Source organism: Hydrogenophaga intermedia, assembly GCF_023715105.1.
Lineage (GTDB): Bacteria > Pseudomonadota > Gammaproteobacteria > Burkholderiales > Burkholderiaceae_C > Hydrogenophaga > Hydrogenophaga intermedia_A.
Map to the genome: position 1 here is coordinate 65,497 of NZ_JAMBNO010000014.1, position 17,470 is coordinate 82,966.

The 17,470-nt window shown below is 68.7% G+C and carries 22 protein-coding genes; 5 read left to right on the plus strand and 17 right to left on the minus strand.

The window, feature by feature from the left end:
- Positions 1-5 precede the first annotated feature (5 nt).
- The 4 genes from M3149_RS14400 to M3149_RS14415 form a co-directional block, all read right to left on the minus strand.
- Positions 6-1,448, minus strand: coding sequence for an AMP-binding protein (locus M3149_RS14400; protein WP_251710239.1), 1,443 nt, complete (start codon positions 1,446-1,448; stop codon positions 6-8).
- Positions 1,445-2,083 carry a thermostable hemolysin gene (locus tag M3149_RS14405; protein ID WP_251710240.1) on the minus strand — a complete coding sequence of 213 codons (639 nt, stop codon included), beginning with the start codon at positions 2,081-2,083 and terminating at the stop codon, positions 1,445-1,447. Before M3149_RS14405 ends, M3149_RS14400 begins: the two co-directional genes overlap by 4 nt.
- Before the next feature lie 112 nt (positions 2,084-2,195).
- Entirely contained in the window at positions 2,196-2,456 is a 261-nt protein-coding gene (locus M3149_RS14410) for a hypothetical protein (RefSeq protein ID WP_251710241.1), read from the minus strand.
- Positions 2,457-2,495: 39 nt separating this feature from the next.
- Positions 2,496-3,857: a S8 family serine peptidase gene (locus tag M3149_RS14415; protein WP_251710242.1), complete on the minus strand. Its 1,362-nt coding sequence runs from the start codon at positions 3,855-3,857 to the stop codon at positions 2,496-2,498.
- A 247-nt stretch (positions 3,858-4,104) separates the two neighbouring features.
- Here M3149_RS14415 and M3149_RS14420 point away from each other — a divergent pair, with 247 nt between their 5' ends.
- A complete protein-coding gene (locus M3149_RS14420) occupies positions 4,105-4,578 on the plus strand; it encodes a hypothetical protein (protein ID WP_251710243.1) in 474 nt (157 codons plus the stop codon).
- A gap of 21 nt (positions 4,579-4,599) precedes the next feature.
- On the opposite strand, the gene M3149_RS14425 is transcribed toward M3149_RS14420, so the two are convergent.
- The 6 genes from M3149_RS14425 to M3149_RS14450 are packed head-to-tail and all read right to left on the minus strand — an operon-like array spanning position 4,600 to position 10,311.
- On the minus strand, positions 4,600-5,691 hold the full coding sequence (locus tag M3149_RS14425) for a protein-glutamate methylesterase/protein-glutamine glutaminase (RefSeq protein WP_251710244.1): 1,092 nt from the start codon (positions 5,689-5,691) through the stop codon (positions 4,600-4,602).
- Positions 5,692-5,712: 21 nt separating this feature from the next.
- Positions 5,713-6,408 (minus strand): chemoreceptor glutamine deamidase CheD, encoded by a 696-nt coding sequence (gene cheD / locus M3149_RS14430; protein ID WP_435370748.1) that lies wholly within the window; start codon positions 6,406-6,408, stop codon positions 5,713-5,715.
- Positions 6,395-7,279 (minus strand): CheR family methyltransferase, encoded by an 885-nt coding sequence (locus M3149_RS14435; protein WP_251710245.1) that lies wholly within the window; start codon positions 7,277-7,279, stop codon positions 6,395-6,397. Before M3149_RS14435 ends, cheD begins: the two co-directional genes overlap by 14 nt.
- A 46-nt stretch (positions 7,280-7,325) precedes the next feature.
- Positions 7,326-9,443: a chemotaxis protein CheA gene (locus tag M3149_RS14440; protein ID WP_251710246.1), complete on the minus strand. Its 2,118-nt coding sequence runs from the start codon at positions 9,441-9,443 to the stop codon at positions 7,326-7,328.
- Between the two features lie 16 nt (positions 9,444-9,459).
- Positions 9,460-9,822 (minus strand): response regulator, encoded by a 363-nt coding sequence (locus tag M3149_RS14445; protein ID WP_251710247.1) that lies wholly within the window; start codon positions 9,820-9,822, stop codon positions 9,460-9,462.
- A gap of 45 nt (positions 9,823-9,867) precedes the next feature.
- Positions 9,868-10,311: a hypothetical protein gene (locus tag M3149_RS14450; protein ID WP_251710248.1), complete on the minus strand. Its 444-nt coding sequence runs from the start codon at positions 10,309-10,311 to the stop codon at positions 9,868-9,870.
- Positions 10,312-10,457: 146 nt separating this feature from the next.
- On the opposite strand from M3149_RS14450, the gene M3149_RS14455 reads away from it, so the two are divergent.
- The 4 genes from M3149_RS14455 to M3149_RS14470 are packed head-to-tail and all read left to right on the plus strand — an operon-like array spanning position 10,458 to position 13,088.
- Positions 10,458-11,597 (plus strand): hybrid sensor histidine kinase/response regulator, encoded by a 1,140-nt coding sequence (locus M3149_RS14455; RefSeq protein WP_251710249.1) that lies wholly within the window; start codon positions 10,458-10,460, stop codon positions 11,595-11,597.
- Positions 11,575-12,204: a response regulator gene (locus tag M3149_RS14460; RefSeq protein ID WP_251710250.1), complete on the plus strand. Its 630-nt coding sequence runs from the start codon at positions 11,575-11,577 to the stop codon at positions 12,202-12,204. Before M3149_RS14455 ends, M3149_RS14460 begins: the two co-directional genes overlap by 23 nt.
- A complete protein-coding gene (locus M3149_RS14465; protein WP_251710251.1) occupies positions 12,201-12,638 on the plus strand; it encodes a hypothetical protein in 438 nt (145 codons plus the stop codon). The genes M3149_RS14460 and M3149_RS14465 overlap by 4 nt, the downstream gene beginning before the upstream one ends.
- Positions 12,639-12,644: 6 nt before the next feature.
- The gene (locus M3149_RS14470; RefSeq protein ID WP_251710252.1) at positions 12,645-13,088 is read left to right on the plus strand and encodes an HIT family protein; all 444 of its coding nucleotides are present in this window, start codon (positions 12,645-12,647) and stop codon (positions 13,086-13,088) included.
- 21 nt (positions 13,089-13,109) lie between these two features.
- Here the strand turns inward: M3149_RS14470 and fliR are convergent, their stop codons facing one another.
- From fliR to M3149_RS14505, 7 genes are read right to left on the minus strand one after another with little or no spacing between them, the layout of a single operon-like run.
- Positions 13,110-13,874, minus strand: a complete 765-nt coding sequence (gene fliR / locus M3149_RS14475; protein ID WP_251710253.1) for a flagellar biosynthetic protein FliR — start codon at positions 13,872-13,874, stop codon at positions 13,110-13,112.
- A 22-nt stretch (positions 13,875-13,896) separates the two neighbouring features.
- The gene (fliQ, locus tag M3149_RS14480) at positions 13,897-14,166 is read right to left on the minus strand and encodes a flagellar biosynthesis protein FliQ (protein ID WP_251710254.1); all 270 of its coding nucleotides are present in this window, start codon (positions 14,164-14,166) and stop codon (positions 13,897-13,899) included.
- Positions 14,167-14,174: 8 nt separating this feature from the next.
- Positions 14,175-14,969 carry a flagellar type III secretion system pore protein FliP gene (gene fliP / locus M3149_RS14485; protein ID WP_251710255.1) on the minus strand — a complete coding sequence of 265 codons (795 nt, stop codon included), beginning with the start codon at positions 14,967-14,969 and terminating at the stop codon, positions 14,175-14,177.
- The gene (locus tag M3149_RS14490) at positions 14,956-15,318 is read right to left on the minus strand and encodes a FliO/MopB family protein (protein WP_251710256.1); all 363 of its coding nucleotides are present in this window, start codon (positions 15,316-15,318) and stop codon (positions 14,956-14,958) included. Before M3149_RS14490 ends, fliP begins: the two co-directional genes overlap by 14 nt.
- A 4-nt stretch (positions 15,319-15,322) precedes the next feature.
- Complete coding sequence (gene fliN, locus M3149_RS14495; RefSeq protein WP_251710257.1) at positions 15,323-15,742, minus strand: flagellar motor switch protein FliN; 420 nt, start codon at positions 15,740-15,742, stop codon at positions 15,323-15,325.
- 33 nt (positions 15,743-15,775) lie between these two features.
- Complete coding sequence (fliM, locus tag M3149_RS14500) at positions 15,776-16,780, minus strand: flagellar motor switch protein FliM (RefSeq protein WP_251710258.1); 1,005 nt, start codon at positions 16,778-16,780, stop codon at positions 15,776-15,778.
- Positions 16,781-16,807: 27 nt separating this feature from the next.
- Positions 16,808-17,359 (minus strand): flagellar basal body-associated FliL family protein, encoded by a 552-nt coding sequence (locus tag M3149_RS14505; protein WP_251710259.1) that lies wholly within the window; start codon positions 17,357-17,359, stop codon positions 16,808-16,810.
- Between the last annotated feature and the right edge of the window lie 111 nt (positions 17,360-17,470).

Genomic DNA, 17,470 nt, shown 5'->3' on the forward strand with positions numbered 1-17,470 from the left:
AGGGTTCAGGAGAGGGCGGGCGCCTGCTGGCGCGCCAGCGCCGGGCCGTGGCGCGCCAGCACGCGTTCGCGCACCGGGCGGCCGTTGGGGGTGAACAGGCCGTCGGCCAGGTCGCGCGCGGCATCGCCCAGCACCCAGCGGCCGATGCGCGCGTAGTCGGGCAACGTGGCATTGGCGCGGTTCACGGCCTGTGCGATGGCGTCGTCCAGGTTTGCAGTGGTCCCGGGCACGGGCCAGATCACCGCGTCGAGCTGCGCCTGGCCATCGCCCAGCACCACCGCCTGCGCCACGGCGGGTTGCGCGGTGAGCGCGGTCTCCACCCATTCGGGCGACACGTTGCGGCCGTAGGCGGTGATCAGCACGTTCTTGCGCCGGCCCTCGATGTGCAGGTAGCCGTCGGCGTCGAGCCGGCCGATGTCGCCGCTGGGCCACCAGTCGGGGACCGGCACAGGGTCACCGAGGTAACCCAGGTGCAGGCTGCCGCGCAGCTCGATCTCGCCGTCGGGCGCGATGCGCACCTGGCCATGCGGCAGCACGCGCCCGGCGCTGCCGGGACGGTTTGCGCCGGGCAGGTTCAGCGTCTGCACCGAACACGCTTCCGACAGGCCGTAGCCCTCGTAGGCGGGGATGCCCAGCGCGTGGGCCTGCGTGAGCAGCGGTGCGCCGACGGCAGCACCGCCCACGGCCACGAAGCGCAGGCCCGGGTCGGCGCGCTGGCCGCTGCGCCCCAGCCAGGCGCACCAGGCGCGCAGCATCTGCGGCAACAGGATCACGCTGTGCGCGCCATGTTCACGCAACGCGCGGTCGAACGCCGCGGGGTCGAACTGTGACGAGCCGGTGAGCCCGAGCCGCCGCGTGGGCAGGCTCAGCAGCGTGGCGCCCTGGCGCCGTGCCGCCATGGCACCGGCCACGTTTTCCAGCAGCACCGCGTAAGGCAGCACGCTCAGGTGCCGGGTGATGCCCAGCGGGCCCAGCGCCTGCACCAGCCCCGCGGTGACGGCCTCCAGCGCAGGCGCGCCCAGGCACACGCCCTTGGGTCGCCCGGTGGTGCCGGAGGTGAAGGTGATCTTGACCGTGCCAGCCGGCAGGTCGCGTGGCGCGCCGGGCCGCTCGGCCAGGCACACCGCCTCGCCGGCCAGCCGGTGCGGCGTCCAGCGCAGTTGGGGCCAGCGCTCGGCCAGCAACGGGTGTGCCGCGATTGTGTCCACGCCGGCGGCATCCAGCGCGTGGCCCAGCTGTTCGGGGGTGAAGAAGGGCGGCAGCGGCACATGCACCACCCGCGCGCCCAGCGCGGCCTCGTCGAGCGCCACGGAGGCGGGGCCGTTGTCGAGCAGCGTGGCCAGCACCCGGGTGTGCGCCTGGCGCACCAGCGCGCCGGCATCGTTCACCTCGCGCTGCCAGCCGCTCGCGTCCCAGGCACCCGATTCGCTCTGCAGCACCACCGTCATGCGGCGCTCCCGCGGCGCTGCAGCGCTTGCAGGGCGTGCCGGAGGTGACCGGCCTGCACGAGGGGACGGTGGTCGTAGTAGCTGCCCCAGTCCGCGGCCTGTTCGCCGAGCTTGTCGGGGTCGGCCACGCCCAGGGCGAGTGGCGCCACGCCCAGCCGCACGAACAACTGGCGCAGCTCCTGGGTCAGGGTGCTCACGATCCAGTCGAAGCCCTCCTGCGCCAGCAGCGGGGCCATGAGGGCGATCAGCCGCCGCCCCTCGCCCGCGCGCGCCGCCGCCAGGTGGCCCACCTCGGCAATGCGCCGGCGCGGCACCGGCGCGCCGCTGGCGGACTGCAGGCGCTGCTCGATCGGGCTGTCCAGGTAGCGCTCCAGGAACAGCGGGCCGGTGTCGGCCGCGCGGTAGCCGGCGGCGGCCAGCAGCGTGCCGGTCTCGTCGCGCAGGGCCACCAGCACCGGCGCGAAGCCGCGCACGGCCGCGCCGAAGTGCTCGCGATACACGCCGCGGATAAAGGCCTCGACCTCACCGCGTTGCGGGTCGCCCACGGGGTGTTCGCACAGCCGGCGTCGGCCGCCGGGCGGCTCGATCGGGCTGCAGGGTGCTCGCATGGGCTGCGCCAGCGAAAGCGGGGACATGGCTTCTCCACGCACCCGCGAAGGCGGGTGGGACGAAGCGGATGCTGGAGGGCGGGCATTAACCGCGCCTTAAGCGCACCGCCAGCCCGAACGCGGGCGGCACGCGGGCAGATCAGCGGGTGTCGCTGCCGCTCAGCCGGCGCTGGGGCTCGATCTCGGCGTATTCCACGGCGCTCAGGGCGTTCAACAACTCGACCGCCTTGGCCGCGCTGCGGGCGGGCACGTGCAGTGCAAAGACGTTGGCCAGCCCGGCCTCGGTGGAACCGGGAAACACCGGCTGTGCGTGGCGGTGGAAGCGGTCTTCGATGGTGCGCGCCACTTCGTCCCGGGCGCGCCGGGACGCGCGTGACTTCAGCTTGAACAGGACGCTCATGGGGCAGATCGATGACCGGCGGTCAGTATGCCACTGGCCTCAGGCGAGGGCGCGGGCAAGGTCCACGATGCCGTGGCCGAACGCGTGACTGCGCCTTCCCTGGCGCTGCCCGACCGCGGCACGGGCAGTGCCTGCCAGGTGCGCGGCCACTTGCTGCACGCTCCAATCGGGGTGCGCTGCGCGCACCAACGCGGCCACCGCCGCCACGTGCGGCGTGGCCATGGAGGTGCCCGAGAGGACATCGAACGCCGGGTCTTGCGTACCCGCGCCGGGTGCGGTGGAGAGGATGTTCGCGCCCGGGGCGCTCAGGAACGCGTGGCGCCCCGTGTTGGAGAAGGGTGCCCGGCGATCGAGTTCATCCACCGCGGCGATGCCGTGCACGCCGCCGTAGGCCGCCGGGTACTCGACCGGATTGCCGATCTCGAACTCGTTGCCCATCGCGGCCACCACGAAGACATCGGCGGCATGCAGGCGGCGGAACAGGGCCGCTTCGGTCTGGCTGCGGGCGGTGCCGCCGAGGCTGAGGTTCAGCACCCGGGCACCCGAGGTGCCCACGGCCGCGAGCGCGCGCAGGTAGGCTGCAAACGACACGTAGCGCCGCCCGTCCGCTGCGGGGCGATCGTGAATCACCTTCCAGACCTGCAGCGGGCAATTGGCAATGCCGCTGCAGCCGACGCCGTTGTCGTGCAGTGCGGCAATGGTGCCGGCCACGTGCGTGCCGTGTCCCTCCAGATCATCGGGGGACAGACCGTCGTGGTCGTAGTGCGTCACCACCGAGGGCGGCAGCAGCGGGTGGTGGCGGTCGATGCCGCTGTCCAGCACGGCAACGGGTACCTTGTGCGCGCTGGGCAGGCGCGCGCCGAACAGGCCGATGGAACGCAGCGCCCACTGGCGGTTGAGTCGGGCATCGGGTCGGCGCACGGCACTCAGCCAACGGGCCGGTACGGGCTCGACGTGCGACACCTCGTCGCTGCGCGAAAGCAAGCGCTGCACCGCCGCCGCCGTGCCGGCGCCCGACGCGAAGCGCAGCACCGTGTAGCCCTTGTCCAGCGGGCGTCCCACATCAACCACCGACTGCGCCAACAGGCGGGCCATGCGGTTGAGGCTCTGCGCCATCAGGGACATGCCGGGCGGCGCGTCTGCATACACCGCCTCTGCCGCGCGCAACCCGTGGTTGTCCTTGAGATGGCGCAGCAGCGCCCAGCCGTTGGAATTGCGGGCCACGGCGAAGGGCGTCGGATCCGTCGGACCGGCTTGCGTCTCGGTCAGGGCGGATTGCACGGCCTGGGGGCGAAAGCGCACCAGGTACTCGCCGGGCAGGTAGTCCGGTGGCGGTGGTGTGTCGCCACGGGGCGTGGCCGATGGGCGCGCGGGGGTGTCGTACAGATCGCGAATGAGCATGTTGCCTCCTGGGGTGTCGTGATGGCCGCGCGGCCACGGTGCAGCGCTGGCGCCAGGGCAGTGTGGGCAGCCCCGGGTGGCCATACCGGACCGGGGTACCCCGATGCGGGCGGGCCAGACGGTTCGCGCACGCGCCGTTCATCGGTGAACGGCGGAACTGACCCTCAAGTCACCCCCTTTTCCACCGATAGGCTGGAAGAACCCCCGGCCTGTACGCGCCGGGGACCCTGCCCTCTGGGGGTGCCCCATGATTCCGACCAGCCCGACCTCACCCGCTTCCTGGACCGCTGCCGCGGCGCCGGCGGTGGCGCCTGTGCCTGCCGTGATGGCGGTGGCACCCGCCGCGGCCGCGGCGCGCGATGCGCAGGCCGGCCTGGAGCAGCGCCGCGGACAACCGCGCGCGGCCACCGGCACCCCGGGCAAGCGCCCGGGCCTGCAGGATCCGCCGGACGACGCGGCAACGGAGCAGGCGCGCGCCGAGCGCGTCCGTGAGCAGGCCGAGCGCCTGCGCGCGATGGAACTGTCGCGGCGCGAGACGGTGGAGGAGCTGCGTCAGGCCTTGCGCAAGGCCTGGGATGCCAGTGCCGCGGTGGTGGAGCAGGCGCTTGCTCGTGAGGCCGAATCGCACACGACGGCAGCGCAGACCGCGCGCGCGCTCGACGCCTACAGCGGGTCCGGCGACGCGGCGCAGCGCCCACCCGGCATCAGCCGCCGGGTGTGAAGCACCGCCGGCGCACCGGCCTCAGATGCGGTGGCGAACGCCGGCCGGCGCATTGGCCAGGCGGGCCAGCACCGCAGGCGCGATCTGGGTGAGCGGCAGCACCTCGTGGGCCGCGCCGTGCTGGATGGCCATGCGCGGCATGCCGAACACCACGCAACTGGCCTCGTCCTGCACGTAGTTGTAGCTGCCGGCGTCCTTCATCTCGCGCATCGCGCTGGCGCCGTCGGCGCCCATGCCGGTGAGCATGATGCCGATGGCGTTGGGCCCGATCACGCGCGCACACGACTTGAACAGCACCTCCACCGAAGGGCGATGCCGGTTCACGGGCTCGGTGTCGTCCACCACGGCCACGTAGTTCGAGCCGCTGCGCTCGATGCGCAGGTGGCGCCCGCCAGGGGCGATGTAGGCGTGGCCGGGCAGGATGCGTTCGCCGTCGCGCGCCTCGGCCACGCGGATCTTGCACAGGCCGTTGAGGCGCGTGGCGAAGCTGGTGGTGAAGCCGGGCGGCATGTGCTGCGTGATCACGATCGCGGGCGCGTCGGCCGGCATCGGCGCCAGCACCTCGCGGATCGCCTCGGTGCCACCGGTGGAGGCGCCGATGCAGATGATCTTCTCGGTCGATGCCAGGCGCGGCAGCGGTGCCGCGGGGCGCGCCGCCGCAGCGCCGGGCGCGGCGGCGGCTGCGGGCGTGGGCGATGCCAGTCGCTTGACCTGCGCCGCCGCAGCAACGCGGATCTTGTCCACGATGTCGCTCGCGAGTTCGCTCAGGCCCTGGCTCACGCCAATGCGCGGCTTGGCCACGAAGTCGATGGCGCCGAGTTCGAGCGCGCGCAAGGTGATCTCGGCGCCCTGCTCGGTGAGGGTGGAGACCATCACCACCGGCATCGGGCGCAGGCGCATCAGGCGCGAGAGGAACTCCAGCCCGTCCATGCGCGGCATCTCGACGTCCAGCGTGATCACGTCGGGGTCGAGCTCGCGGATCATCTCGCGCGCGGCCAGCGGGTCGGCGGCGGCGCCCACGCACTGCATGTCGGGTTGGCGATTGATGATCTCGGCCAGCAGGCTGCGCACCAGGGCCGAATCGTCGACCACCACCACACGGATCTTGGGCATCTCGCGCTCCCTTGTTGTCGTTCAGAACAGGTCGATGGACCCGCCCGCAGTACTCGTGACGACCGTGGCCGCGCTGCCCTTGCGTTCCTGGGTCTCCAGCGCGTCGGTGTTCGAGCTCGCCAGCCGCTTCACCATCGCCTTGCCGGTGGCCGGAAAGAAGCACACCTTGCGCGGGTGTACGTCCAGCACGTCCTTGGAGACGACGGCGATGCGTTCGATCTGCAGGTAGTCGAGCACGAACTTGGTGTTGCGCTCGCCCACGTTCATGGTGGTGAAGCTGCTCATCACCGCGCCGCCGCCGAACACCTTGGCCTGCATGGTCTCGCGGCGTGCGCCCTGCTTCATCAGTTCGTTGATCAGCAGTTCCATGGCGTAGGAGCCGTAGCGCCCGCCCGAGTCGCTGCCGCCTTCGGGCAACATGAAGTGGTTCATGCCGCCCACGCGCACGCGCGGGTCCCAGATGCAGGCGGCGATGCACGAGCCGAGCACGGTCATGACCACCAGGTCGTCGGCGCTCACGTAGTACTCGCCGGGCAGCACCTTCACCGCGTCGGCACGAAAGTGCGGGTCGTGGAAGAAGAACGAGGCCTCGCCCGGCTTGGGCGTGCGCGCCTTGAGCTGCTCGACACGCGAGACCACGCCAGGGGCCGGCACCACACGCGGCAACGCCATGCGCGACAGCGGGTTGAGCGCAAGCAACGGCTCAGAGGCGCTCATAGACCGTCTTGCCGCGCAGCACGAACAGGTTGCGTGCGTCGCTGAAGTTCTCGGCGTGACCGACGAACAGCGTGCCGCCCGGGCGCATCACGCGGTGGATGCGTTCGAGCACGGCGCGCTGTGTCGGCGCATCGAAATAGATCATCACGTTTCGGCAGAACACCACGTCGAAGGTGTCGCGCAGCGGCAGCTCCTGCACCAGGTTCACCGGCAGGAAGCTCATGTGTTTCTGCAGCTCGGGCTTGACGCGCATGTAGCCGGCGTTGGCGCCCTTGCCGCGCAGGAAAAAGCGCTGCAGCCGCTCGGGCGACAGGCCTTTGTTGCCATCGCTCTTGTAGACGCCGCGCTGCGCGGTCGCCAGCACCTTGGTGTCGATGTCGCTGTTGACGATCTCGTACTGGCCGCTGCTGCCCAGCACCTCGGCGCAGATCATCGCGATGGAGTAGGGCTCCTCGCCGGTGGAGGCGGCCGAACACCAGATGCGCCAGGCGTGGTTGGGCTTCGCGCGCAACAGTTGCGCCAGCGCGTCGAAATGGTGCGATTCGCGAAAGAACGCGGTGAGGTTGGTGGTCAGCGCGTTGATGAACTCCTGCCACTCGGCACCGTCGTGGTGCTCGAGCCAATCCAGGTAGCTCTTGAAGCTGGCATGGCCGGTCTCGCGCAGGCGGCGCGAGACGCGGCTGTAGACCATGGCGTGTTTGCCGTCGTGCAGGCTGATGCCGGCCTTCTTGTAGATGAGGGCCTTGATGCGCGTGAAGTCCTCGTCGGACCAGACGAATTCGCGGCCTTCGCTGACCGGGCCGTCCTCGCCCGGCACGGCAATGCGCGCGGGTGGGGTCGGCCGGGGACGGGTGGCGGTGGGGGTAAGCATCGCGGGCGTGCCTCGTGGGTGCGGGCTGTTGTTGCGGCCCGCGATGTCAATGCCTTGAGCGGCGGACCAGGGACGAGGTGTCGAGAATCAGCGCGACCTTGCCGTCGCCCAGGATGGTGGCGCCCGACACATTGGGCACCTTGCGGTAGTTGCTCTCCAGGTTCTTGATCACGACCTGTTGCTGGCCGAGCAGCTCGTCCACCATCAGCGAGACGCGCTGGCCGTCGGCCTCGATCACGACCATGATCGAGGTCGATGTACCGTGCTCGAAGCGCGGCACCTGGAAGATCTGTTCCAGCTCCACCACCGGCATGTACTCGTCGCGCACCTTCACCACCCGGGCGCCCTGCGCCATGGTGTTGATATCGCTCGGCTTGATCTGGAACGATTCGATGACGCTGGCCAGCGGGAGGATGTAGACCTCGTCGGCCACGCGCACCGACATGCCGTCCATGATGGCCAGCGTGAGCGGCAGGCGCACCGAGACGCGCATGCCATAGCCCTCGGCGGACTCGATCTCGACCGTGCCGCCGAGCGCGGTGATGTTCTTCTTCACCACGTCCATGCCCACGCCGCGGCCCGACACGTCGGTCACCTGGTCGGCGGTGGAAAAGCCGGGCGCAAAGATCAGGTTCCAGACCTCCGGATCGCTCAGCGAATCGGGGGCGTCGATGCCTTTCTCGCGCGCCTTGGCCAGCAGCTTCTCGCGGGAGAGGCCCTTGCCGTCGTCGCGCACCTCGATGAGGATGCTGCCGCCCTGGTGCGTGGCCGACAGCGTGATGGTGCCGGTCTCGTTCTTGCCCTTGGCACGGCGCTCGTCCGGCATCTCGATGCCGTGGTCGCAGCTGTTGCGGATCAGGTGGGTCAGCGGGTCGGTGATCTTCTCCACCAACCCTTTGTCCAGCTCGGTGGATTCGCCCTGCGTGATGAGCTCGACCTTCTTGCCGAGCTTGGCGGCCAGGTCGCGCAGCATGCGCGGGAAGCGGTTGAACACCACCGACATGGGAATCATGCGGATCGACATCACGGCTTCCTGCAGGTCGCGCGTGTTGCGGTCCAGGTCGGCCAGGCCGGCCAGCAGCGGATGGTTGGCGTTGTTGTCGAGCTCGCGGCTCTTTTGCGCCAGCATGGCCTGGGTGATGACGAGCTCGCCCACCAGGTTGATGAGCTGGTCGACCTTGCTCACCGAGACGCGCAGCGTGGTCGATTCCATGCCGGCGGCGCTGTTGTTTGCAGCCGCGGCGGCCTTCGCCTCGGCGGCGGGGCGCGCGTCCTTGCGCGGGGCGGCAGCACCGGCGCCAGGCAGGCCGGGCGAACCCTCGAAGAAGCCGTAGTCCTTGCCCTCGGTGGGCGGGGGCATGGGCACCTTGCCGTGCACCATGTCACCGGCGCCGTGAATCTGGATCTGCTCGCGACCGACGTGGAAGCTGAACAGGTCGAGCAGGTCGTTGTCGCTGGCCGCGGTGCGGGCGCGGAACACGCGCTTGCCCGGCTGGTCGCAGGGCAGGTCGCTTACCGAGCCCAGGCCCGGAATGTCGCGGAACAGCTCGGCGATCCCGTCGGCCAGTGCGGGGTTGTCCAGGGGGCCGATGTGGATATCGATTTCGCGCTCGCCCTTGGCTGCCGGCTTGGCCGGCGCGGGCTCGGCCACAGGGGCTGCTGCCACCGGTGTGGCTGCTTGTGCGGGTGCCTGTGCGGGTGCCTGTACGGGAGCCGGCTCCACGGCCACGGCCACGGGTGCGTCCTGCCCCTGGGCCAGTGCGTAGATGCGCGCCACGAGGTTGCCGGTGTCGGGGCTGCTGCCTGCGCCCTGATGGGCCGCAAGCTGGCCGCGCAGGGCGTCGCTCGATTCGAGCAGCACGTCCACCATGGCGGTCGTGGGTTTGAGCTCGTGGCGGCGCAGCTTGTCCAGCAGCGACTCGGCCTGGTGCGTGAGTTCGGCCACGTCGGCGAATCCGAAGGTTGCCGCGCCGCCCTTGATGGAGTGCGCGCAGCGGAAGATGGCGTTGAGTTCCTCGTCCTCGGCGGCTTCGACATCCAGCGCGAGCAGCATCTGCTCCATCTGGTCCAGGTTCTCGCCCGCCTCTTCAAAGAAGATTTGATAGAACTGGCTGAGATCGATGTCGTTGCCGAGGTGTTGTCCCTCGTTCATCATGTCGCCCATGTGTCTGCTCCTGGATTCATCGAATGACTTTGTTGATGACCTCGATCAGACGGCCCGGATCGAAGGGCTTGACCAGCCAGCCGGTGGCACCCGCGGCGCGGCCCGCCTGCTTCATGGCGTCGCTGGATTCGGTCGTCAGGATCAGGATGGGCGTGGCATTGAACTTGGGGTGGCCACGCAGCTTGCGCGTCAGCCCCAGGCCATCCAGGTTGGGCATGTTCTGGTCCGTCAGCACCAGGTCGATGCTGTGGTTCTGGGCTTTGTCCCAGGCGTCCTGGCCATCCACCGCTTCCACCACGTGAAAGCCCGCTCCGGTGAGCGTGAATGAAACCATTTTTCGCATGGATGCCGAATCGTCGACGGCAAGGATGGATCGCATGGGTTGCTCCGTTCTTCGGGTGTTATCGACACCGGGCGCGGGTTCTTAAAAGAGCTCGATCGAGCCGGCGTCCATTTCGCTCTGGGTCACGGGGCTCGGGCGTTCGGGCAGGGCATCCAGCGGCGCGGGCTCCTCGTCCTCCTCCGGGGCCATGGCCTGCTCGGCCAGGCGCCAGGCGCAGCCCTTGAGCATCTTTCCGGTGTGGGCGAGCAACTGGGTTGCCATGTCGTGGAACTGCAGCTCCGTCACGGCCTGGTGCAGGCTGTGGCGAATGCGTGTGAACTCTTCCCCGCGCGCGCCTTCCAGGGCGGCCAGGTCGCGGTTGGCGTTGCCGAAGCGCTCCAGCAGGTTGCCGGTGGCGTGGTCCAGCAGGCCCTCCAGGCGCTGCAGGTCGGTCATGGCCATGAGCAGCGAGTCCTGCAGGTCGGCCACCAGGGCCACGGACAACGTGACCGAGGGCGCATTCGGCTGCGAGGGGATGGGCTCCATGGCGTGCGGGGCGGTATACGGATTGGGGTACTAGAATTCTCGACACCCGTCCCGTGGGGTATCGACCGAAAACGGCCTGAAATACGGCGCTTTTGGCCGCCTGCGATGACGCCCCGTCGGCTTCCTCCCGTTCCCCCAGGGCTTTCATGACCGGCTCCGCCTCAGCGAACGAACAGCGCGTGGTGCGCATCCTTCACCTCGAGGACTCGCGGGTCGATCACGCCTTGGTGAAGTTCGCGCTGCAGCGCAGCCAGTTGCCCAACGACATCACGCTGGTCGATTCGCTGGAGGACTTCCGCCGCGAATTGCAGCAAGGTCAGCACGACATCGTGCTCGCCGATTACCACTTGCCAGGCTTCACCGGCATCGACGCCTGGGAAGTCGCGCGCGAGTTGCAGATCGAGATTCCGTTCGTCATCCTCTCGGGTGCCATCGGTGAGACTGCGGCGGTCGATGCCATGCACCGCGGCGTGAGCGATTACCTGCTCAAGGACAGCATGCATCGCCTGTCGCACGTGGTTCAGCGCGCACTGGAGGTGAGCGAGACGCGCAAGGCCAAGGCGCGCGCCGACGCCGAGCTGGCCGAGTCGCGCCAGCGGATGGCCGAACTCGCCGAGCACCTGCAGACCAGCATCGAGCAGGAGCGTGCCGACATCGCGCGCGAGATCCACGACGACATCGGCGGTGCATTGGCAGCCGTCAAGCTCGACCTGGCATGGGTTGGCCGGCGCGCCAACGACCCCGAGATGCAGCGCCATGTGAACGCGGCCATGGACATGCTGCAGCACGCGCTGGGCGCCAGCCAGCGCATCATGATGAACTTGCGCCCGCCCATCCTCGATCAGGGGCTGGTGGCCGCCGTGCAGTGGTTGGCCAACGGCTTCGAGCGCCGCAGCGGGCTACGCGTGAACGTGCGCCGCACGGCCGATCGCATCGAGGTGTCGCGCGACGCCCAGCTCGTGGCCTACCGCACTGCACAGGAAGCGCTCACCAACATCGGCAAACACGCGCAGGGCGCCACGCACGTGGAGATCGACCTCAACGACAGCGAGGGCGTGCTCACGCTGGAGGTGAGCGACAACGGCCCCGGCATGAGCGTCGGCGCCCTGCGCAAGGCCAAGTCATTCGGCCTGCTCGGCTTGCGCGAGCGCGCGGCCAAGGTCGGTGGCTGGCTTGACGTGAGCTCCTCGCCCCGCGGTACTTCGGTGATCCTTTCGGTGCCGTTGCCGCGCCCGGCCGAGGTTCCGGTTCCCAAGGAAGTGCATGATCAAGGTGATTTTGTGTGACGACCACGCGGTAGTGCGTCGCGGCATCCGCGACACCATCAGCGAGGCGGTGGACATTCAGGTGGTGGGCGAGGCGGGCAGCTACCCCGAGTTGCGCGAACTCATGCGCAAACAGACCTGCGACGTGCTGGTGCTCGACCTGAACATGCCCGGTCGCGGCGGCATGGAGGTTCTGGCCGCACTCAAGGACGAGGGTTCTGCTGTCAAGGTGCTGGTCGTCTCGATGTATCCCGAGGACCAGTACGCGATCCGTTGCCTGCGCGCCGGTGCACGAGGCTACGTCAACAAGGCCGGGGAGCCGGCCGAGCTCGTCAACGCCATCCGCGTGGTGATGCAGGGCCGCAAGTACGTGACGCCCGAGGTGGCGCAGATGCTGGTGGATACCCTGTCCGCGCCCGAGACCGAGGAGCTGCACGCCAGCCTGTCCGAGCGCGAGTTGCAGACGCTGCAGAAGATCGCCTCGGGCAAGAAGCTGTCCGACATCGCCGAGGAACTCATGCTCAGCCCCAAGACGGTGAGCGTGTACCGCGCGCGGGTGCTGGAGAAGCTGCACCTGTCGAACAACGCGGAACTCACGGTTTACGCCATCCGCAACGGGCTGGTATGACGCTGCACGTGACGCGCCGCGCGGCCTGGCTGGCCATGGTCAGCCTCGCGCTTGCCGCCTGCTCCCGTACCGACCCCGAGCAACAACTGCTCGAGACCGCGCAGGCCCTGCAGACCGCGATCGAGGCGCGCGATACCGGCGACGTGATGGACTTGGTCGACGAGAACTTTCGCGGCAGTGCCAACCTCGACCCGCAGAGCGCGCGCCGCCTGCTTACCGCCACGTTCCTGCGCTACCAGAACATCAAGGTGGTGGCGCTCGCGCCCACCGTGCGCATCGACCCTTCCGCGCCCCTGCTGGGGTTCATTGAATCGAAGGTGGTGGTCACCGGCGCACAGGGCCTGATACCCGAGCGCGCCGAGCCCTACACCGTGCGCACCGAGTGGCGCCTGGTCGACGGTGACTGGAAACTGAGCGACCTGCGCTGGGAATGAGCCGCCATGCCCATGTTCGTTGACACCTCGCCGCCAGGCCAGTGCATCTTCTGCAGCCTGGTCGCGGGCGAGATTCCCGCCGCCCGTGTCTGGGAGGACGAGCTCACCATCGCCTTCATGGACATCGGTCAGGTGAACCCCGGCCGTGTGCTGGTGGCCACGCGGCGGCACGCAGCCACCCTGTTCGACATCACGCCGCAGGAAGCCGCGGCCGTGGCGCAGACGGCGCAACGCGTGGCGCACGCGGTGCGCGCGGCCTTCGATCCGCCCGGCCTCACGCTGCTGCAAGCCAATGGCCGTGAAGGCGACCAGACCGTCTTTCATTTCCACCTGCACGTGGTGCCTCGCCACGCCGATGACGGCATCGCACTGTCTTGGCCGCGCAAGGACCCTGCGGCGGAGGTGTTGAAGGGGTACGCCGAGCGGCTGCGCGCTGCCATGGCGGCGTGAACGCCCCCAGGCGCCCGGTGTTCAGCCCGTGAACAGCGCCGTGGCCAAACGGAACAGCGCAACCACGGGCGCGTCCAGCATCGGCAGCGTGAAGGCGATGCCCACGAGGCCCGCCGAGAGCGTCACCGGAAAGCCGATGGCAAACGCGTTCATCTGTGGCGCAATGCGCGAGACGATGCCCAGCACCACGTTGATGAAGATGAGCATGCCGATCAGCGGCAGCGCGATCCACAGGCCGTAGCGGAACACCACCGCGCCCAGTTCGTGCAGGCGCATGGTGTTCACCGCGTCGAGTGCACCGCCGCCGACGGGAAAGGTGTTGAAGCTGGCCACCACCGCCTGCAGCAGCATGAGGTGGCCGCCGATCACCACGAACAGCAGCATGGTGATGTTGCCGAAGAAGCGGCCCACCGTGCTCGATTGCGCGCCGGTGGTGGGGTCGAAGAAGCCCGCGAAATTCAAACCCATCTGCAGGCCCACGAGTTCGCCCGCCAGTTCCACCGCAGCGAACACGATGCGCACCGCCATGCCGATGGCCAGGCCGATGAGTACCTGCTGCACCAGCACCTCCAGGGCGCGCGCATCGGTCAGCGCCACCACCGGCTGGTCGGTGAGCACGGCCTGCGCACAGACGGCGACCAGGAAGGCCAGCGCCACACGCGTGCGCATCGGCACCGAGCGTGCCGAAAAGATGGGCGCGGCGCTGAACACCGCGAGGATGCGGATAAAGGGCCAGAACACCGGCGACACCCAGGCCATGAGCTGGGCTTCGGTGAAGGTGATCACGTGCCGGGCCCTCGGGCCGCCGTCAGACGGCGTACTGCGGGATGGAAAGGATGGTGCTGCGGATGAACTCGACCAGCGTGGTCAGCATCCACGGGCCCGCAATGGCGAACACCGCGATCGCGGCCACGAGTTTGGGCACGAAGGCCAGCGTCTGTTCGTAGATTTGCGTGATGGCCTGGAACAGGCTGATCACCAGGCCCACGCCGAGCACCGTGAGCAGCACCGGTGCGGCCACCGCCAGCAGCAGGAAGAGCGCGTTCTGACCGATGGTGAGGGCCGCTTGGGGTTCCATGTGTTTCCCTATTGGGCGAACGACGCCGCCAGTGAACCGATGAGGATGTTCCAGCCGTCCGCGAGCACGAACAGCATGAGCTTGAAGGGCAGGGCCACGAGCACCGGCGAGAGCATCATCATGCCCAGCGACATCAGCACGCTGGCGACCACCATGTCGATCACCAGGAACGGAATGAAGATCATGAAGCCGATCTGGAACGCGGTCTTGAGCTCGCTCGTCACGAAGGCCGGCACCAGCACGCGAAACGGCGCGTTCTCGGCTGTCACGTTGGCGGGCAGCTTGGCCAGGCCCGCAAACAGCTCGAAGTCGGACTGGCGCGTCTGCTTGAGCATGAAAGCACGCATCGGCGCCTCGCCGCGCTGCAATGCTTGATCAAACGTGATCTCGTTGCGCGAGTAGGGTGCGTAGGCGTCGGCGTACACGCGGTCCAGCGTCGGGCCCATCACGAACAGCGTGAGGAACAGCGACAGGCCGATGATCACCTGGTTGGGCGGTGCCGATTGCGTGCCCAGCGCCTGGCGCAGCAGGGACAGCACGATGACGATGCGGGTGAAGCCCGTCATGAGCAGCAGCACCGCGGGCAGGAAGGACAGCGCGGTGAAGAACAGCAGGGTCTGGATCGGCACCGAGTAGCTCGCCCCACCCGCTCCCTGGCCCACCACCAGCGGCAGCGAGGGGCCTTGCGGCGTGGGCACGGGGGCGTTCTGCGCCCAGGCGCCGAGCGAGAGCAGGGCCAGCGCAAGGAACAGCGCGAGCGCGCGCAGCACGGCAGACCCGGCGTGACGTTCAGCGCGGCGCATCGTTCGGGCCCTTCACGAGTTGCTGGGCCAGCCGGGCCGCGAAACCGCCGGCGGCGGGCGCCGAAGGCGCTGCCGCTTCGGGTGGCAGCGGCATTTCATGCAGTTTGCTCACAGCGCCCGCGGCCACGCCCAGCACCAGGCAGGTGGCGTGTTCGCCCTGGCCCACCTGCAGCGTCACCACGCGCTGCTGCGGGCCCAGCGGCAGGCTGGCCAGCAGCTTGAGCGCCGGGCCTTGCTGGCCGGGCACGCCCGGCAGCCCGGGCATGCGCCCGCGTGCCCACTTGAGCGCCCAGGCAATGCCCACCATCAGCGCCAGCAGCACCAGTGCCGGCCACGCGTTCTGCCACATGGGTTCAGGTCCTGCTCAGGCGTTTCATGCGCTCGGAGGGCGTCACGATGTCGGTCAGGCGGATGCCGAACTTGTCGTTGACCACCACCACCTCGCCTTGTGCGATGAGGTAGCCGTTGACCAGCACGTCCATCGGCTCGCCGGCCAGCGCGTCGAGTTCCACGATCGAGCCCTGCGCGAGCTGCAGGATGTACTTGATGGGCACGCGGGTGCGGCCCAGCTCCACCGAGAGCTGCACCGGGATGTCCAGCACCATCTGGATGTCCTGCATCGACCCGCTGGCCGCAGCGCCACTCTTGATCGGCGTGTGATCGGCGTCGAAGGCTGGCGCGCTGTCGGCCGTGGCGGTGCCAGCACCGGCCTCTTCAAGGGCCTGAGCCCACTCGTCGGCAATGGCGTCCTGGTTCGGGGTATCGGTGGACATGGGAGTCTCTCCTGGGAAATCGGTGTTGGCGCGTTACAGGTCGGGCGAGGCGCCCAGCCAGTTCATGTCAGCGCCGCGCAGGCTGCGGTCCACGCGCAGGGCGTACTTGCCCTTGTGCGTGCCGTACTGGCATTCGAAGATCGGCACACCGTCGACGTTGGCGGTGATGGTGGGGTTGCGGTCGAGCTCGATGAAATCGCCCACCTGCATGGCGAGCAGCTGCTCCACCGTGGCTTCGGTCTGGGCGAGTTCGGCCACCATGGTCACCTCGGCGGCCTGGATCTCGTGGCTGAGCAGCTTCACCCAGCGGCGGTCGACCTCGATCGCGTCGCCCTGCACGCTCGAATACAGCACGTCGCGGATCGGCTCCAGCGTGGCGTAGGGAATGCAGATGTGCAGCGAGCCGCTCAGGTCGCCGATCTCCAGCGTGAAGCTGGTGGAGACGACGATCTCGCTCGGGGTGGCGATGGTGGCGAACTGCGGCTGCATCTCCGAGCGCTGGTAGGCCAGCTCGATCGGGTACACACCGCGCCAGGCCTTCTTGTATTCCTCAGCCACCACGTCCACCAGGCGGTTGATCACGCGCTGCTCGGTGGGCGAGAAGTCGCGCCCTTCGATGCGGGTGTGGAACTTGCCGGTGCCACCGAACAGGCTGTCGATCACGCCGAACAGCAGCGTGGGCTCGCACACCACCAGACCGTTGCCGCGCAACGGGCGGATGGCCATGATGTTGAAGTTGGTGGGCACCACCAGCTCGCGCAGGAAGGCGCTGTACTTCTGCACCTGCACACCCCCCACCGAAATCTCGGGGCTGCGGCGGATGAAGTTGAACAGGCCCTGGCGCAAGTTGCGCGAGAAGCGCTCGTTGACGATCTCCATCGTGGGCATGCGCCCACGAACGATGCGCTCCTGGCTGGAGAGGTTGTAGCTGCGGATGCCGCCTTCGGGCGTCTCGTCCTTGGCGAGCTTCTGGCTTTCGCCCGTCACGCCTTCGAGCAGGGCGTCGACTTCTTCCTGTGACAGAAACGAATCGGACATGGCCTGGTCACCCCTGGGTGTGTGGCGTCACTGGACGATGAAGCTGGAGAACAGCACGGCCTGCACCGGGTTGGCCGGGCCGCGGCGCTTGCCCTCGGCGCCGTCCTTCGGCACGGGGTAGCCCATCACGTCGGAGACGGCGGCCACGATGTCCTTGCCCAGCTTGTCCTTGCCTTCGGCGCTGAGGACTTCTTCGCCCGTGCGCTTGGACAGCAAGACCAGGATCTGGCTGCGGATGCTGGGCATGAAGGCCTTGACGGCATCGCCCGTGGCGCTGTCCTGCAATTGCAAGGTCAGGCCGATCTGGATGTAGCGGTTGCCACCCGGGTCGGCCAGGTTGACCACCATGTTCTCCAGCGGCAGGAAGGTTGGGGCCGACTTCGGGTCGACCGGTTGCACCGCGGACGATTCTTCGCCCTCGTAGTCGTCTTCAGCGGTGTTCTTCTTCAGGATGAACAGCGCGCCGGCCGCGCCCGCGATCGCGAGCACCAGCACGCCGACGATCACGAACAACAGCTTCTTGCCCTTCTTCTTCGGGGCGACAGGGGTGTCGGCGGTGGCGGTGGCAGCGGCGGACATGGGCTTCCTTCTCGGGGGCGGCACGCGGGCAGGGCGTGCGGATTGAGAAGGATTGTGGGAGGGGGTCCTGGGCGCCGTTCGCCCGATAAGCGCGGGAAAACCTGCTTATTC

What these genes read in the sequence shown, in the direction of transcription:
- M3149_RS14400 (WP_251710239.1), bottom strand. Translation starts at nt 1,448, where the DNA reads ATGACGGTGGTGCTGCAGAGCGAATCGGGTGCCTGGGACGCGAGCGGC.
- M3149_RS14405 (WP_251710240.1), bottom strand. Translation starts at nt 2,083, where the DNA reads ATGTCCCCGCTTTCGCTGGCGCAGCCCATGCGAGCACCCTGCAGCCCG.
- M3149_RS14410 (WP_251710241.1), bottom strand. Translation starts at nt 2,456, where the DNA reads ATGAGCGTCCTGTTCAAGCTGAAGTCACGCGCGTCCCGGCGCGCCCGG.
- M3149_RS14415 (WP_251710242.1), bottom strand. Translation starts at nt 3,857, where the DNA reads ATGCTCATTCGCGATCTGTACGACACCCCCGCGCGCCCATCGGCCACG.
- M3149_RS14420 (WP_251710243.1), top strand. Translation starts at nt 4,105, where the DNA reads ATGATTCCGACCAGCCCGACCTCACCCGCTTCCTGGACCGCTGCCGCG.
- M3149_RS14425 (WP_251710244.1), bottom strand. Translation starts at nt 5,691, where the DNA reads ATGCCCAAGATCCGTGTGGTGGTGGTCGACGATTCGGCCCTGGTGCGC.
- cheD (WP_435370748.1), bottom strand. Translation starts at nt 6,408, where the DNA reads ATGAGCGCCTCTGAGCCGTTGCTTGCGCTCAACCCGCTGTCGCGCATG.
- M3149_RS14435 (WP_251710245.1), bottom strand. Translation starts at nt 7,279, where the DNA reads ATGCTTACCCCCACCGCCACCCGTCCCCGGCCGACCCCACCCGCGCGC.
- M3149_RS14440 (WP_251710246.1), bottom strand. Translation starts at nt 9,443, where the DNA reads ATGGGCGACATGATGAACGAGGGACAACACCTCGGCAACGACATCGAT.
- M3149_RS14445 (WP_251710247.1), bottom strand. Translation starts at nt 9,822, where the DNA reads ATGCGATCCATCCTTGCCGTCGACGATTCGGCATCCATGCGAAAAATG.
- M3149_RS14450 (WP_251710248.1), bottom strand. Translation starts at nt 10,311, where the DNA reads ATGGAGCCCATCCCCTCGCAGCCGAATGCGCCCTCGGTCACGTTGTCC.
- M3149_RS14455 (WP_251710249.1), top strand. Translation starts at nt 10,458, where the DNA reads ATGACCGGCTCCGCCTCAGCGAACGAACAGCGCGTGGTGCGCATCCTT.
- M3149_RS14460 (WP_251710250.1), top strand. Translation starts at nt 11,575, where the DNA reads ATGATCAAGGTGATTTTGTGTGACGACCACGCGGTAGTGCGTCGCGGC.
- M3149_RS14465 (WP_251710251.1), top strand. Translation starts at nt 12,201, where the DNA reads ATGACGCTGCACGTGACGCGCCGCGCGGCCTGGCTGGCCATGGTCAGC.
- M3149_RS14470 (WP_251710252.1), top strand. Translation starts at nt 12,645, where the DNA reads ATGCCCATGTTCGTTGACACCTCGCCGCCAGGCCAGTGCATCTTCTGC.
- fliQ (WP_251710254.1), bottom strand. Translation starts at nt 14,166, where the DNA reads ATGGAACCCCAAGCGGCCCTCACCATCGGTCAGAACGCGCTCTTCCTG.
- fliP (WP_251710255.1), bottom strand. Translation starts at nt 14,969, where the DNA reads ATGCGCCGCGCTGAACGTCACGCCGGGTCTGCCGTGCTGCGCGCGCTC.
- M3149_RS14490 (WP_251710256.1), bottom strand. Translation starts at nt 15,318, where the DNA reads ATGTGGCAGAACGCGTGGCCGGCACTGGTGCTGCTGGCGCTGATGGTG.
- fliN (WP_251710257.1), bottom strand. Translation starts at nt 15,742, where the DNA reads ATGTCCACCGATACCCCGAACCAGGACGCCATTGCCGACGAGTGGGCT.
- fliM (WP_251710258.1), bottom strand. Translation starts at nt 16,780, where the DNA reads ATGTCCGATTCGTTTCTGTCACAGGAAGAAGTCGACGCCCTGCTCGAA.
- M3149_RS14505 (WP_251710259.1), bottom strand. Translation starts at nt 17,359, where the DNA reads ATGTCCGCCGCTGCCACCGCCACCGCCGACACCCCTGTCGCCCCGAAG.